Annotated in this window: 12 protein-coding genes; 5 read left to right on the top strand and 7 right to left on the bottom strand. The window is 76.9% G+C overall.

Features of this window, described 5'->3' with window-relative positions; translation table 11 throughout:
- Positions 1 to 16 precede the first annotated feature (16 nt).
- From ACH4SE_RS01425 to ACH4SE_RS01395, 7 genes are all read right to left on the bottom strand, one after another.
- Positions 17 to 652: a DJ-1/PfpI family protein gene (locus ACH4SE_RS01425; protein ID WP_398541209.1), complete on the bottom strand. Its 636-nt coding sequence runs from the start codon at positions 650 to 652 to the stop codon at positions 17 to 19.
- Between the two features lie 2 nt (positions 653 to 654).
- Positions 655 to 1,659, bottom strand: a complete 1,005-nt coding sequence (locus ACH4SE_RS01420; protein ID WP_398541208.1) for a GlxA family transcriptional regulator — start codon at positions 1,657 to 1,659, stop codon at positions 655 to 657.
- 165 nt (positions 1,660 to 1,824) lie between these two features.
- Positions 1,825 to 2,232: a rodlin gene (locus ACH4SE_RS01415; protein ID WP_398541207.1), complete on the bottom strand. Its 408-nt coding sequence runs from the start codon at positions 2,230 to 2,232 to the stop codon at positions 1,825 to 1,827.
- A gap of 176 nt (positions 2,233 to 2,408) precedes the next feature.
- A complete protein-coding gene (locus tag ACH4SE_RS01410) occupies positions 2,409 to 2,807 on the bottom strand; it encodes a hypothetical protein (RefSeq protein WP_398541206.1) in 399 nt (132 codons plus the stop codon).
- A 182-nt stretch (positions 2,808 to 2,989) separates the two neighbouring features.
- A complete protein-coding gene (locus ACH4SE_RS01405; RefSeq protein WP_398541205.1) occupies positions 2,990 to 3,607 on the bottom strand; it encodes a chaplin in 618 nt (205 codons plus the stop codon).
- A 139-nt stretch (positions 3,608 to 3,746) separates the two neighbouring features.
- On the bottom strand, positions 3,747 to 3,941 hold the full coding sequence (locus tag ACH4SE_RS01400) for a chaplin (protein ID WP_398541605.1): 195 nt from the start codon (positions 3,939 to 3,941) through the stop codon (positions 3,747 to 3,749).
- Between the two features lie 336 nt (positions 3,942 to 4,277).
- A complete protein-coding gene (locus ACH4SE_RS01395) occupies positions 4,278 to 4,691 on the bottom strand; it encodes a rodlin (protein WP_398541204.1) in 414 nt (137 codons plus the stop codon).
- Between the two features lie 461 nt (positions 4,692 to 5,152).
- On the opposite strand from ACH4SE_RS01395, the gene ACH4SE_RS01390 reads away from it, so the two are divergent.
- The 5 genes from ACH4SE_RS01390 to ACH4SE_RS01370 all read left to right on the top strand — a co-directional run bounded on the left by ACH4SE_RS01390 (position 5,153) and on the right by ACH4SE_RS01370 (position 12,359).
- Positions 5,153 to 6,424 carry a glycosyltransferase gene (locus tag ACH4SE_RS01390; protein ID WP_398541203.1) on the top strand — a complete coding sequence of 424 codons (1,272 nt, stop codon included), beginning with the start codon at positions 5,153 to 5,155 and terminating at the stop codon, positions 6,422 to 6,424.
- 494 nt (positions 6,425 to 6,918) lie between these two features.
- Positions 6,919 to 8,295 (top strand): exopolysaccharide biosynthesis polyprenyl glycosylphosphotransferase, encoded by a 1,377-nt coding sequence (locus ACH4SE_RS01385; protein ID WP_398541202.1) that lies wholly within the window; start codon positions 6,919 to 6,921, stop codon positions 8,293 to 8,295.
- A 134-nt stretch (positions 8,296 to 8,429) separates the two neighbouring features.
- Complete coding sequence (locus ACH4SE_RS01380; RefSeq protein ID WP_398541201.1) at positions 8,430 to 9,785, top strand: O-antigen ligase family protein; 1,356 nt, start codon at positions 8,430 to 8,432, stop codon at positions 9,783 to 9,785.
- Positions 9,782 to 11,617: a lipid II flippase MurJ gene (locus ACH4SE_RS01375; protein ID WP_398541200.1), complete on the top strand. Its 1,836-nt coding sequence runs from the start codon at positions 9,782 to 9,784 to the stop codon at positions 11,615 to 11,617. The genes ACH4SE_RS01380 and ACH4SE_RS01375 overlap by 4 nt, the downstream gene beginning before the upstream one ends.
- Positions 11,607 to 12,359, top strand: a complete 753-nt coding sequence (locus tag ACH4SE_RS01370; protein ID WP_398541199.1) for a polysaccharide deacetylase family protein — start codon at positions 11,607 to 11,609, stop codon at positions 12,357 to 12,359. Before ACH4SE_RS01375 ends, ACH4SE_RS01370 begins: the two co-directional genes overlap by 11 nt.
- The last annotated feature ends 135 nt before the right edge of the window (positions 12,360 to 12,494 follow it).

Here is a 12,494-nt window from a genome sequence, read left to right as displayed (position 1 = left end):
GCCCCGCGCAGGGACGTCAGAGCGGCGGGACGCGCAGGTTCGAGGCGCGGAGGGCGCTGACGAGGGACGGCGGCGAGGTGGCCACCGAGCCCGTGGTGTACGGGGGTTCCGGGGCGTATTCGACGACGAGCTGGATCGCCTGGGCGACCGCGTCGCCGGCGACGCGGCCGGCGAGGGTGAGGGCGAGGTCGATCCCGGCCGACACGCCCGCCGCCGTCGCGTACTTCCCCTCGAAGACGATCCGCTCCTCACTGGGCACCGCCCCGAAGAGCGGCAGGTGTTCGAGCGCGAGCCAGTGGCAGGCCGCCCGCCGGCCGGTGAGCAGTCCGGCGGCGGCGAGCAGCAGGGAGCCCGAGCACACCGACGTCGTCCAGGTCGTCCCGGGGTCCACCGCCCGCAGCCAGTCGAGGAGCGCGCTGTCGCCGAGTGCCGCCTGCGTGCCCGGCCCGCCGGGCACGAGCACCACGTCCGGCGCCGTGACCTCGGCGAGCGCCCGCTCCGCCACGAGGGACAGGCCCATGTCGGTGCGTACGGGCCCCGGCCGTTCGGCGGCGAACACGACCTCGGCCCCGGGCAGGCGGGACAGGACCTCGTACGGTCCGACGACGTCGAGCGCGGTGAAACCCTCGTAGAGCGGGGCGACTATCTGCACGTTCAGCTCCTGACACTGTGGAAGCGCCGGCGGTATTCGGCCGGCGGGGTGGCGAGGGTGCGGACGAAGGCGCGGCGCATGGCCTCGGGGGTGCCGTAGCCCGCGGCGCGGGCGACCTCGGCGATCCCGTCGCAGGTGTCCTCCAGCAGCCGGCGGGCCGCTTCGATACGCACCCGGTCGACGTACTGCCCGGGGGTGACCCCGACCTCCGCGCGGAAGGCGCGGGCGAACTGCCGGGGGGAGAGCGCCGCGCGGGCGGCGAGCGCGTCGACGGACAGATCCGCCTCCGGGTGCTCCGTGATCCACCGCTGGACCTCGCGCAGCGGGTGCCGTTCGGCGAGCTGCGCGGCCAGCTGCGTGCTGAACTGCGCCTGGCTGCCGGGCCTGCGCAGGAAGACGACCAGGCCGCGGGCGACCGCGAGGGCCGCGTCGCGTCCGAGGTCGTCCTCGACGAGGGCGAGCGCCAAATCGATCCCGGCGGTGACGCCCGCGGACGTGGCGTACTTCCCGTCCCGTACGAAGATCGGCTCGGGATCCACCCGGGTGCCGGGGAAGCGGCGGGCGAGCGTGGCGCAGTAGGCCCAGTGCGTGGTGGCCCGGCGGCCGTGCAGCAGCCCCGCCTCGGCGAGCAGGAACGCGCCCGTGCACACCGACACCACGCGCCCGGCGTCCGGCGCGAGCGCCGCGACACGGGCGACGGTCTCCGGGTCCGGCCGGTGGGTGCCGGTCCCTCCGGGCACCAGCAGGGTGCCGGGCGGCGCGGCGGTGCGCAGGTCCTCGTCGGGCAGCAGCCGCAGTCCGGCGCTGGTGCGTACCGGGCCGCCGCCCAGCGCCGCGGTCCGTATCCGGTACGCGGCGCGGCGGGGCGTCCGGCCCGCGGCGGACGGGGACGAGGCGGCGGTGAAGACCTCGACGGGTCCGGTCACGTCGAGGCTCTGAACGCCGTCGAAGAGCACGACGAGCACATCATGGGCCGGAGCGCCGCCGGGGGTCTCATGGCTGGTCACGCACCTCAGCGTGGCAGCGGGCCGCAGGTGGCGGCAATGACGGATTTCCCACCTTTCCTGCCACCGGCCGTGCCCCGCGGGCCGGTACGCGGGCATGCGAAGGGCCGCCGGCGAGCAGGTCGCCGGCGGCCCTTCGGTGCACCGCGCGGTGGCGGTGCGGACGTGTCAGCCGTTCGCGGTGCCGTTGCCGGACAGGACCGGGATGTCGTCGACGATGTGCGACAGCGGCTCGTCGCCCTGGGCCTGCGTCGAGTTCTCGGTGCACTGCTGGTTCTGCGGCGAGGTCAGGACGTTGACGTCCTGGACGGTGATCGGGATCAGGCCGATCAGGGAGCCGACGTTGGCCTTGACCGGGACGCCGAGGCACGGCTTGTTCAGGCTGCCCTGGACCAGGCCGACCTGCGGGCTCTGGGTGCCGCTGGTGACGGTGTTGCCGTAGTTCTGCTCGGCGCCGTTGCCGTTGACCGTGGTGGTGCCCTGGTCGTCACCGAGCGCCATGGCCGGGGCGGCGGTCATGCCGACGGCGGCGACGGAAGCGGCGATGGCGGCTCCGGCGAGCATCTTCTTGATCATTGTGTGTCCCTTTGCGGTGCTCGGTGGCACGGTTCGTGGAAGGTCTGAGCGATCTGATCAACCGCTCAGGGAGGGTTTGGTTCCGGCGATTCACTCCGATGGCGGAGCGGGCGCGCCGTCGCCCTGACGGCCCGCCGGTCCGCGGATCGAGCGTCGGACCGGCGGCTGCGGCCGGGTCAGCCGCCGAGGCCGCCCAGCAGGCCGGCCAGCGGCAGCCCGCCGAGCAGCGAGGCCCCGGGCACGGCGTTGGCCAGCAGGTCGGACCCGGCGAGGTCCTTGGTGGCCGCGGTGGCGTCGCCGACCATGCCGGTCGCCGGGGCCTTGCCCTGCAGGGTGGCGCCCGCGTCGTCGACGGTGCGCGTCGTGGAGTCGAGGTTCGCGCTGTCGGCGGCCTTCTGCAGCGGCTGCTCGGCGAACGCCTGGTCCATTCCGCCGTTGATGCTGGTGGGCATCGTGCTCATGGTGCGGGCGTCGACGGGGTTGGCGGTGTCCGTGGTGGAGGCGAACGCGGGAGCTCCCACGCCGACCGCCATCACGGAACCGGCCAGGACCGCTGCGACCTTCGAGTACTTCACTTGCCACCCTTTCGGTAGCGCGGGATGTCTGTCATCACGCACAACGATCACGGAGCGCGACGGAAACTGTGTGCTGCGTCGCCGGCCGACAATCACCCGATGGAGCGCGGCGCCGGCGTCCCGCGTGTGCGCGCGGCGCGTGCGCCAACAGGGTGCTGCCCCGGGACGGCGGCGGCCGTCGCTCAGGAGTAGGTGCGGCGGATGCGCGCGGCTCGCGCGGAACGCCGGTAGACCATCGTTCCGCCGAGCAGCAGGATCGCGCCGGCGCCGGCCGCGGCCCCCGTCACGCCGCCCGACGAGCCCGTCTCCGCGAGCTGCGTGTGCACCTCGGGCGCCGGGGCCTGCGGGGTGACGGCGGGTGGCTGCGTCCGCTGCGGCGGCACCACCTGCTGTGCGGGCGTCCCGTTCGCGCACGAGTTGCCGAACGAGGGGTTCAGCAGCCCGACGACGTCCACGGAATTCCCGCACGCGTTCACCGGCACGTCGACGGGAACGCTCACGCTGTTGCCGGACAGCACTCCCGGCGAGCCTTCCGCGTCGCCCTGCGCCGTCGCGCCGCCGCCGGTCGCCGCCTCGTTCGCGGCCGCCGCGATCGCCGCGGCGTCCGTGTGCGAGGGGGCGGCGGAGGACGGGGACGTCGCGCCCTCGTCCTGCTGCGACAGGTCGTCGGCCGAGTGGCGGGGCGCGTTCTGCCCGCCCTGCGCCGCGGAGTCCGCGTGCGCGTAACCTCCCGTCACCGCGAGGATGCTGCTTGCCGCAGCAACGGTGAGCAGACCCCGGTTCAGAATCTGTCGTCGCATGGACTGTTTCTCCGCTCGTGCAAATGGTGGTGCAGATGACGGACCGCCCCGGAGTGCGCTGCGCGCTCGGCCCGGGGCGGCTCCTTGCCGGCCGGCGCGGGGGGCCCGGCCGTCGGTGTCGATCGGCGTACGGCCGTCGTCAGCCGTTGTTCTCGCAGACGTTGCCGAAGGCCGGGTTGAGCAGGCCGATGACGTTGATGGTGTTGCCGCACACGTTCACCGGGACGTGGACCGGGACCTGGATCAGGTTGCCGGAGAGCACGCCCGGGGAGTGGGCGGCGCCGCCGAGCGCGCCGGAGCTGGCGAAGGCCGGGCTGGCGACACCCATGGCCATGACGGTGCCCGCGGCGAAGGCCGCTGCCTTGGTGAGCTTCTTCACGTTTCTACTCCTCTATTTTTCCGGCGCCTGCGGATGGAGCGCCGCCACGGATTTCGTGCCGGCCGGTCCCGGATGACGGGCCCGTGCGCACCGCGCCGATCGGTCAACGAGCATTGATGCCGCCAGGTGACTCCTCCTGCTTCTCCTGAGGCCATCAACCACTCGAATGGAGGGCGGATTTGACATTCAGGAGGTGAATGCGGAAGGAGAAGGAACGGCTCCGGCCGCCGGTTCCGCACCGGTGGCCGGAGCCGCGCGACGGGGCCCCCGGGGGCCTTCCCGGCGCCGTCCTCAGCCGTTGGCCGCGCCGTTCCCGGACAGGACCGGGATGTTGTCCAGGATGTGCGAGAGCGGCTCGTCGCCCTGCGACTGGGTGGAGTTCTCGACGCACTGCTGGTTCTGCGGGGAGGTCAGGACGTTGAGGTCCTGGACGGTGATCGGCACGACGCCGATCAGCGAGCCGGCGTTGGCCTTCAGCGGCAGGCCGATGCAGGGCTTGTTGAGCGAGCCCTGGATCAGCGCGAAGGACGGGCTCATGTAGCCGCTGGTGTAGGTGTTGCCGTAGTTCTGCTCGGCACCGTTGCCGTTGACGGTGGTGGTGCCGTTGTCGTTGCCCAGGGCCATCGCCTGCGGGGCGGCGACCGCGGCCGAGATGCCCGCGACGGAGGCGGCCACGGCAGCCGTGGCGAAGAACTTCTTGATCACGGTGGATCCTTTGCGAACTGGAGTGGTGTGCCCCGGAAGACGGGTCGCACTGCCCAACCCCGCGGCTCGCGATTAGTAATGACGTTTCACCCGAATGGATAGCGCCCGGCGTGGCGCGCGGACGTCATCAGGTGCGGGGGTGAGAGCCCGGTTACTGCGTTGACGCCACGTCAATGCGGCGCCCCGGTAGGGCCGGAGGCGGTCCGTGCCGCATTGCGGGGCGTGCGGTGTGATGGTCGTAAGAAGTCACGACCATGCCCTCGTTCGCGCGGCTTGCGTGATTTTCGACGCACTGTCTGCGACCGTGCATTTCTGTTTCCGGTGTTTCCGGGGCTCCCGGTGTTTCCGGCGATGACGCGACCGGTCCGGTATTCGTGCACACGAAAGGGCACGGGTCACGCGGCGGCCCGCGGAACCGAGTGGCGGGATTTGACGGGCTCGTAGAGGGAGAACGGCGCGCGATGCCGCAACATCTGGACGGACTCGCCGGCCTGACGGTGCTGCATGTGGTCCAGCCGGTCGAGGGCGGGGTGGCCCGTGTGGTCGCGGACCTGATCCGCGCGCAGGTACGGGAGGGGGCCGCCGCCGTCGTCGCATGCCCGGCGGCGGAGGGGCCTGGCACGGCCCGCGTCCCGGAGCACGCACCGTCCGGCCCCGCGGGGGCCGCGTTCCCCGGCCGCCTCCCCGCCGGATCCTCCTTCGCGCCCGAGACGCTCGCCGTCGCCGCGGAGCGCGCGGGCGCGCGGGTCGTGCGCTGGGACGCCCGGCGGGCCCCCGGCCCGTGGCTGGGGCGCGAGGTCGCGGCCGCGGCACGCGTGGTGCGCCACGTACGGCCCGACCTCGTGCACCTGCACAGCGCCAAGGCGGGGCTGGCCGGCCGGCTCGCCGTACGCGGTGCGCTGCCCACCGTCTTCCAGCCGCACGCGTGGTCCTTCGACGCGGTCGGCGGCCCCACCGCCCGCGCGGCACGCGCCTGGGAGCGCCACGCCGCGCGCTGGGCGGAGCGCGTGCTGTGCGTCAGCGACGACGAACGCCGCGCGGGCCTGGCCGCGGGCGTGCGGGCCCGCTGGGCGGTCGTGCGCAACGGCGTCGACCTCACCCGCTTCGTCCCCGCCGTCGATCCCGCGGCCGTACGTGCCACCCTGCCCGCGCTCTCTGACGCCGGGCCCGGGACGCCGCTCGTGGTGTGCGTCGGGCGGCTGTGCCCGCAGAAGGGTCAGGACGTGCTGCTGCGGGCGTGGCCCGCGGTCGCCGCGGCGCTGCCCGGGGCGCGGCTCGTCCTGGTCGGCGACGGGCCCGACCGGCCGCGGCTGCTCGCGGGCGCGCCGCCCGGAGTCCTGCTCGCGGGCGCCGCCCGCGACACCGTGCCGTGGTACCAGGCCGCGGACGTGGTGGTGCTGCCGTCCCGCTGGGAGGGCATGGCGCTGGCCCCGCTGGAGGCGATGGCCTGCGGGCGGCCGGTGGTCACCACCGGCGTCAGCGGCGCCCGCGAGTCCCTGCACCCGCAGGACCGGGACGGCTGCGTCGTCCCGGTGGGCGACCCGGCCGCGCTCGCGGCGGCGCTGCTGAGGCTGCTCGCCGACCGGCCGCTGCGCACCGCCGCGTCGCTGCGTGCCCTCGCGCACGCGCGCGCCCACCACGACGCGGCCCGTACCGCCGCGGCCGTCACGGCGCTCTACCAGGACGTGCTCCGGCTCCCCCGCACCGCCCGCCCGCGGCAGCTGCCGCGGTGATCCCCGAACCCGTCCCCACCCCCGCGGCCGAACCGGACGCCGGGGAGGGCAGCGCGGTCCCCGCCGCACGCCTGCACGGCCCCGGGGACCCGGAGTCCCCCGGGACGCCCGGGGACGGCGGTCCCCACCCCGGCCCGGGGACGGACGTGCGGGACGCCCGGCCGTGCGACGCGGGCGCCGGGCCCGCGGCGCCCGCGCGCCCGGAGGCGGAGGGTACGGAGCGGGCGGACACGGGCTCTCCGGCGGCGGCCGTGCGGGCCTGCGACGGGGCGGGCGCCGGTCTGCCCGCGCCGGGTCCGGCGCGGGCGGCGGGCGGGGACACGGCAGCCGCTGCCGGGCGCCACGGACCGGCGCGGCAGGACGAGCCGCACGGCGTGGGCGGTACGGCGCCCGCGCCTGCCGTCCCCCGCAGGCACGGCGGGTACGGGGGCGGAACCGTACGGCGGGACGCCGGACGGCCGCGGCACCGGGCGGCGCGAGAGCGGATCGGCGTGGTGCTGGCCGCCGCGGACTGCGCCGGGGCCGTCTCCGGCGTCATGGCCCTCGCACCACCGCGGGCGGCGCTGGCCTGCGGGGTCGTCGCGGGCTGCCTGCTGGTCGCGCAGCAGCGGGCCGGGCTCTACCGGCCGGGCCTCGCGCCGGGGGCCTTCGCCGAACTGCCCGGCCTGGCCCTCCGCGCGATGCTGGCCTGGGTCCTGTTCGCCGCCCTCGCGGCGCCGGGCGCGCCCGGCCGGGCGGCGCTGGTGGCGGCCGTGGGGGTGACCGTGACCGTCGCGGGCACGCTGCGGGCCGCGGTCTACGGCACGCGGCGCCGCGCGGCCCGCAGGCGGCCCGCCTCGACCCTTGTCGTCGCGGCGGACGCGGCTTCGGCGGGGCGTGTCGCCGCGGTCCTGCACGCCCGCCCGGAGTACGGCATGCGCCCGGTGGGCCTCGCCGCACCCGTACCCGTGCGGTCCGCGCCGCCCGAACCGGAACCGGCGGCGGCCGCGGGCGTACCCGTCCAGCAGGCGCCGCACCTGCCGCCGCCGGTGCTGCCGGTACTGCCGTCGCCGGGGGAGGTGACGCGGGCGGTGATCCAGAACGCCGTGCGGCACGCCGTCGTGACCGGACCGCCCGCGCCCGACGCCCGCACCATTGCCACGGCGCGGCTGCTGGCCGCACAAGGGTGCGTGCTGTGGCGGCTGGAGGGGGCGGACGGCGCCCTTCCGTACGGGCGGGGGACGTCCGCCGGCGGGCACCTGTGGGGCTACGCGTGCCGGCGCCTCGATCCGTACCCGCCCACGTCCGGGCGCACGGCGCGGTGCGCCAAGCGGGCGCTGGACGCGCTCGTCGCCGCGGCCGCGCTGCTGTTCCTGGCACCGGTGTTCGGCGTCTGCGCGCTGACCGTACGGCTCGCGGACGGCCCCGGTGTGATCTTCCGGCAGGAGCGGATCGGGCTGCACGGGCGGCCCTTCACCCTGCTCAAATTCCGCACCCTGCGCCCCGCCGACGAGCGCGAGTCGGCGACGCTGTGGAGCGTCGCGGGCGACCGGCGCATGAGCCGCGCGGGCCGGTTGCTGCGCCGTACCTCCCTCGACGAGCTCCCCCAGCTCTGGAACGTCCTGCGCGGCGACATGAGCCTGGTCGGGCCGCGTCCGGAACGCCCGCACTATGTGGCGCAGTTCAGCCGGACCCTGCCGGGATACGCCGACCGGCACCGGATGCCCGCGGGCATCACCGGGCTCGCGCAGGTGCACGGGCTGCGCGGGGACACCTCCATCGCCGACCGGGCGCGCCTGGACAACCACTACATCGACAGCTGGACGCTCTGGCAGGACGTGACGATCCTGCTGCGCACCGCCGTCACCGTGTTCCGCCACGCGGGGAGCTGAGGTGCCGTGAACGTACCGCTCCCGCCCCTCCCGCGGCGTCCTGCGCGGCCGTGCGCGGTCAGGGCAGCCGGGGCACTCCGGGCAGTCAGGGCCCTCAGGACCGGGCCCCGGGCCCACGGCCGGGGTGGGGCGCCGTGACCCTCACCGCCGTCTTCGGCGTGCCCTCCGCAGGCCGGCGGGCGGCGCCCCTGCTGCGCCGCTACGCGCCGCTCGTGCCCGTGCTGGCCACGGTGCTGCTGCTGGCCCTGCCGGTGGCCGCGGGGGACGTGAGCGCCTCCGGCAAGGTCACGCCCGCGGACGCCGCGTCCGCCGTGCTCGTCCTCACGGCCGCGGTGCGGTGCCTTCGGGACCGGGCCCGGCCGCTGACGCCCGCCGCCGCATGGGTGCTGGGGGCGCCGGTGGTCGGGTGTGCCGTCGCCGCCGTGACGTCGCCCGACCCGGGTGCGGCGCTCATCGGATTCCTGCGCTATGTGCAGGTCTTCGTGGCCGTGCCCGCGGCAGTGGTGGTGCTGCTGCGCGACCGGCGGGACTTCGGCGTCGTCGCCGGGGCGGTGGTGCTGCTCGCCCTTGTGCAGGGCGCGGTCGGCACGTGGCAGTACGCGACGGGGAACGGCGCCTCGTACACGGGCCGGGACATCCGCGCGGTCGGCACCTTCGGCCCCTCCGACGTCATGGGGATGGCCACGGTCGTCGCGTACGGCCTCGTCGTCGCCCTCGGCTACGCCCTTGCCGCGCCCCCGCCCGGCACCCCGAGGTGGCCGCGGGCCGCGGCGGCGTGCTGTGCCGCGTTCCTCGCCGTCCCGCTCGCGGTGTCCTTCAGCCGCGGTACGTGGATCGCCACGGCTCTCGCGTGCGCCGTGACGGTCCCGCTCGCCGGGCGGCGGCAGGTGCTGCGCGCCCTGGCCGCGCTCGCGGCCGCCGTGGCGGCCGGCATCGTCCTGGTGGGCGGATTCGGCGCCGGGTCCCAGGTGATCGGCGCGCGGGCCGCCAGCATCACCGAGGTCACCGCCGCGCCCGACTCCTCGGTCAGCGACCGCTACACCCTCTGGTCCGCCGCCCTCGGCATGTGGCGCGAGCACCCGCTGACGGGCGTCGGCCTCAAACGCTTCCCCGCGGAGCGCGACGGGCACGCGGGACTGAGCCTGTCCTCCGCGAGCGACACCGGGGGCGCGGGGCAGGGCTTCGCGCGTGAACCCCTGCTCTCCCCGCACAACATGTACCTGCTCGTCCTCAGCGAGCAGGGCCTGCTCGGCTGCACCCTGCTGGCCGGCGGCTGGGCCGCGCTGCTCGTCCTCGGCCTGCGCCGGCTGCGCGCCGCGCCCGCAGCGGCGCGCGGCGCCGGCCTCGGCGCGACGGGCCTGCTGCTGTGGCAGTGCGCGGACTTCGGCTACGCCGACATCGGCGGCCCCTCCACCGCCGCGACCGCCGTGCTGCTGGGCCTCGCCGCGTGGTGGGCCCTCCACGCGGGCCCCACCGGGGGCGAGCCGTGAGCGCGCCGCTGCGCGCCGGGCCGGGACGCGCCCTCGCCGCCGCCCCGGCCCGGGCGCTGAGCCGCCTGCGGGGCGGCCGCGAGCCCGTGGCGGAACGTGCGGGCGCCGCACCGGCGGCCGCCGTGGGCGGGGGCACCGCGGCGGAGCCGCCCGGCCCGCCGCCTGCGCTGCCCCTCGCCGCCGTGGGCGCGGGGGCGCCGGACGGCGCCCGGGAGGAGGTACGGGCGCCGGGGGAGGCCCCGCGCGGGGCGCGGGGGTTCGTGGCGCGGGCCGCGGCGCTCACCGCGGGACTGAGCGTCGCCGGGTCGGTGCTCGGGCTGGTGCGGGACCAGGCCGTCGCGCGGTTCTTCGGGGCGGGGACGGGGAGCGACGCCTTCCTCGTCGCCTGGACCGTGCCGGAACTCGCCGCGACCGTCCTCATCGAGGACGCGATGGCCCTGCTGCTCGTGCCCGCCTTCAGCGCGGCCCTCGCCAGGGGCGGTACGGCCGCCCTCATCCGCGGCACACTGCCGCGTCTTGCCGCCCTGCTCGCCGCCGTCACGGCCGGGCTGTACGCCGCGGCCCCGCTCGTCGTACGCCTCGTCGCCCCGGGCCTGCCCGATCCCGGACTCGCCGCCGCGTGCACCCGGCTGACCGCCACCACCGTCCTCGCCTACGGCCTGGCCGGCTACCTGAGCGCCGCCCTCCGCGCCCACCACCGCTTCCTGCCGCCGGCGGCGATCTACGTGGCCTTCAACGCGGGCGTCGTCGGCACCCTGCTGGCCCTCCACGGCCCGCTCGGCGTGCGGGCCGCGGCGCTGGGCGTCGCGGTCGGCGGGGTCCTCATGGTGCTGGTGCAACTGCCGGCGTTCCTGCGGGTGGTGCGGGAGCGCGGTGCCGGCGCGGAGGCGGCCGGGCGCCCCGCCGTGCCGGCGGGCGGAGCCGCGGACCCGGCCGGCAGCGCGCGTACGGGCCGCCGGCACCGGCGGCGGCACCGCGTGGCGCGCGGCGGGAGTGTCGGCCCGGCGGTGGGGCTCGTCGCGCCGGTGGTCGTCTTCGCCGTCAGCCGGCAGGCGCAGGTGCTCGCCGAGCGGTACTTCGCCGCCGGACTGCCCGCCGGCGCCATCTCGCACCTCAACTACGCACAGAAGGTGGCCCAGCTGCCGATGGCGCTCTCCCTCATGGTCTGCACGGTGACCTTCCCCGTCGTCGCCCGCGCGCTCGCCGCCGGGGACCGGGAGGGAGCGCGGCGGCGCGTCGAGCGGGACCTGGCGCTCGCGTGCGTCGTCGTCCTGGTCGGCACCGCGTACGTCGTCGCGTGCGCGCCGCAGATCGTCGGGGTGCTCTTCCAGCGCGGCGCCTTCGGTGCGGGGGACACCGCCGCGACCGCCGCCGTCATGCGCGTCTACGCGCTCGGGCTGCTCGGTCAGAGCCTCGTCGGCGCGCTCGTCCGCCCGTACTTCTCCGCCGCCCGGCCCACGTGGTTCCCCCTCGCGGCGATGGCCGCGGGGCTCGGCGTCACGGTCGCCGCGGACGCCGCCGCCGTCGGGGCCTGGGGCGTGTACGGGATCGCCGCGGGCAACGCCGCCGGGATCAGTGTCACCGCGGCGCTGCTGCTGCGCGGGCTGCCCGCGCGGGCCGTGCCCGTCCGGGCGGGCGCGCTCGCGGCGGCCGTGGCCCGGTACGTCCTCGCCGCCGCCGTGGCCGCCGGTGCCGGGTGGTGCACCGTGCGGCTGCTGCCCGGGCCGGCCGCCGCCGGTGCGGGCGTCTGCTGCCTCACCGTCCCGCTCGTCTTCGCCGCCGCGGCCGCCGCGGCCGGCGCGCCCCTCAGGAGCCTGACCCATGCCGTATGACGCCTCCGCACCGGCGCCGTGGGTGCTGATGTACCACTCCGTCGCCGCCGGCGGCGAGGACCCCTACCGCGTCACCGTCAGCCCGCGGCGGCTCGCCGCGCACCTCGGCTGGCTGCGCCGGGCCGGGCTCACCGGTGTCGGCGTGGGCGAACTCCTGCGCGCCCGCGCGGAGGGCCGCGGGCGCGGCCTGGTCGGGCTCACCTTCGACGACGGCTACGCGGACTTCCTCACCGGCGCCGTGCCGCTCCTGCGGGCGTACGGGCACCGGGCCACCGTCTTCGTGCTGCCCGGGCGGCTCGGCGGCGACAACGCCTGGGACGCGGAGGGGCCGCGCAGGGCGCTGCTCGGCGCGGACGGAATCCGCGCCGCCGCGGACGCCGGGATGGAGATCGGCTCGCACGGGCTGCTCCACACCGACCTCACCGCCTGCGCGCAGGCCGTGCTCGCGGCCGAGACCGCCGAGAGCAGGCGGCTCCTCGGGGAGCTCACCGGGGAGCCCCCGGCCGGCTTCTGCTACCCGTACGGGGCCGTCGACGCGCGGGCGGTGGCGGCGGTGCGCTCCGCCGGCTACGCCTACGCCTGCGCGGTGACGCCGCCCGCCGGGCTGACGGGTCCTCACGCCCTGCCGCGTGCCTACGTCGGCGAGCGCGACCACGCCGGGCGGCTTCTGGCGAAGGGCCTCCTCCACCGCATGCCCGCGGCCCGCTCCGCCCTCCGCCGGGGGGCGGGGGCCCGTGCGTAGCCCCCGCCGGGTGCGGGGAAGGGCGCCCGGCCCGCGGTCGGCGGCTCGCCTCGCACGGAGGGCGGCGCATCGTGCGCCGGGGCAGGGGACGCCGTCCGCTGCCGCGTGGCGGGGCGGCTGTCCCTCCGGGCCGCC

Source organism: Streptomyces sp. NPDC020983 (assembly GCF_044333485.1).
GTDB lineage: Bacteria > Actinomycetota > Actinomycetes > Streptomycetales > Streptomycetaceae > Actinacidiphila.
The sequence above is the reverse complement of the archived record's forward strand: the minus strand, read 5'-3'. Positions and strand labels throughout refer to the sequence as shown.

Coding starts and splice junctions, on each gene's coding strand:
- ACH4SE_RS01415 (WP_398541207.1), bottom strand. CDS start 2,232: ATGATCAAGAAGATGCTCGCCGGAGCCGCCATCGCCGCTTCCGTCGCC.
- ACH4SE_RS01405 (WP_398541205.1), bottom strand. CDS start 3,607: ATGCGACGACAGATTCTGAACCGGGGTCTGCTCACCGTTGCTGCGGCA.
- ACH4SE_RS01400 (WP_398541605.1), bottom strand. CDS start 3,941: ATGGCCATGGGTGTCGCCAGCCCGGCCTTCGCCAGCTCCGGCGCGCTC.
- ACH4SE_RS01390 (WP_398541203.1), top strand. CDS start 5,153: ATGCCGCAACATCTGGACGGACTCGCCGGCCTGACGGTGCTGCATGTG.
- ACH4SE_RS01370 (WP_398541199.1), top strand. CDS start 11,607: ATGCCGTATGACGCCTCCGCACCGGCGCCGTGGGTGCTGATGTACCAC.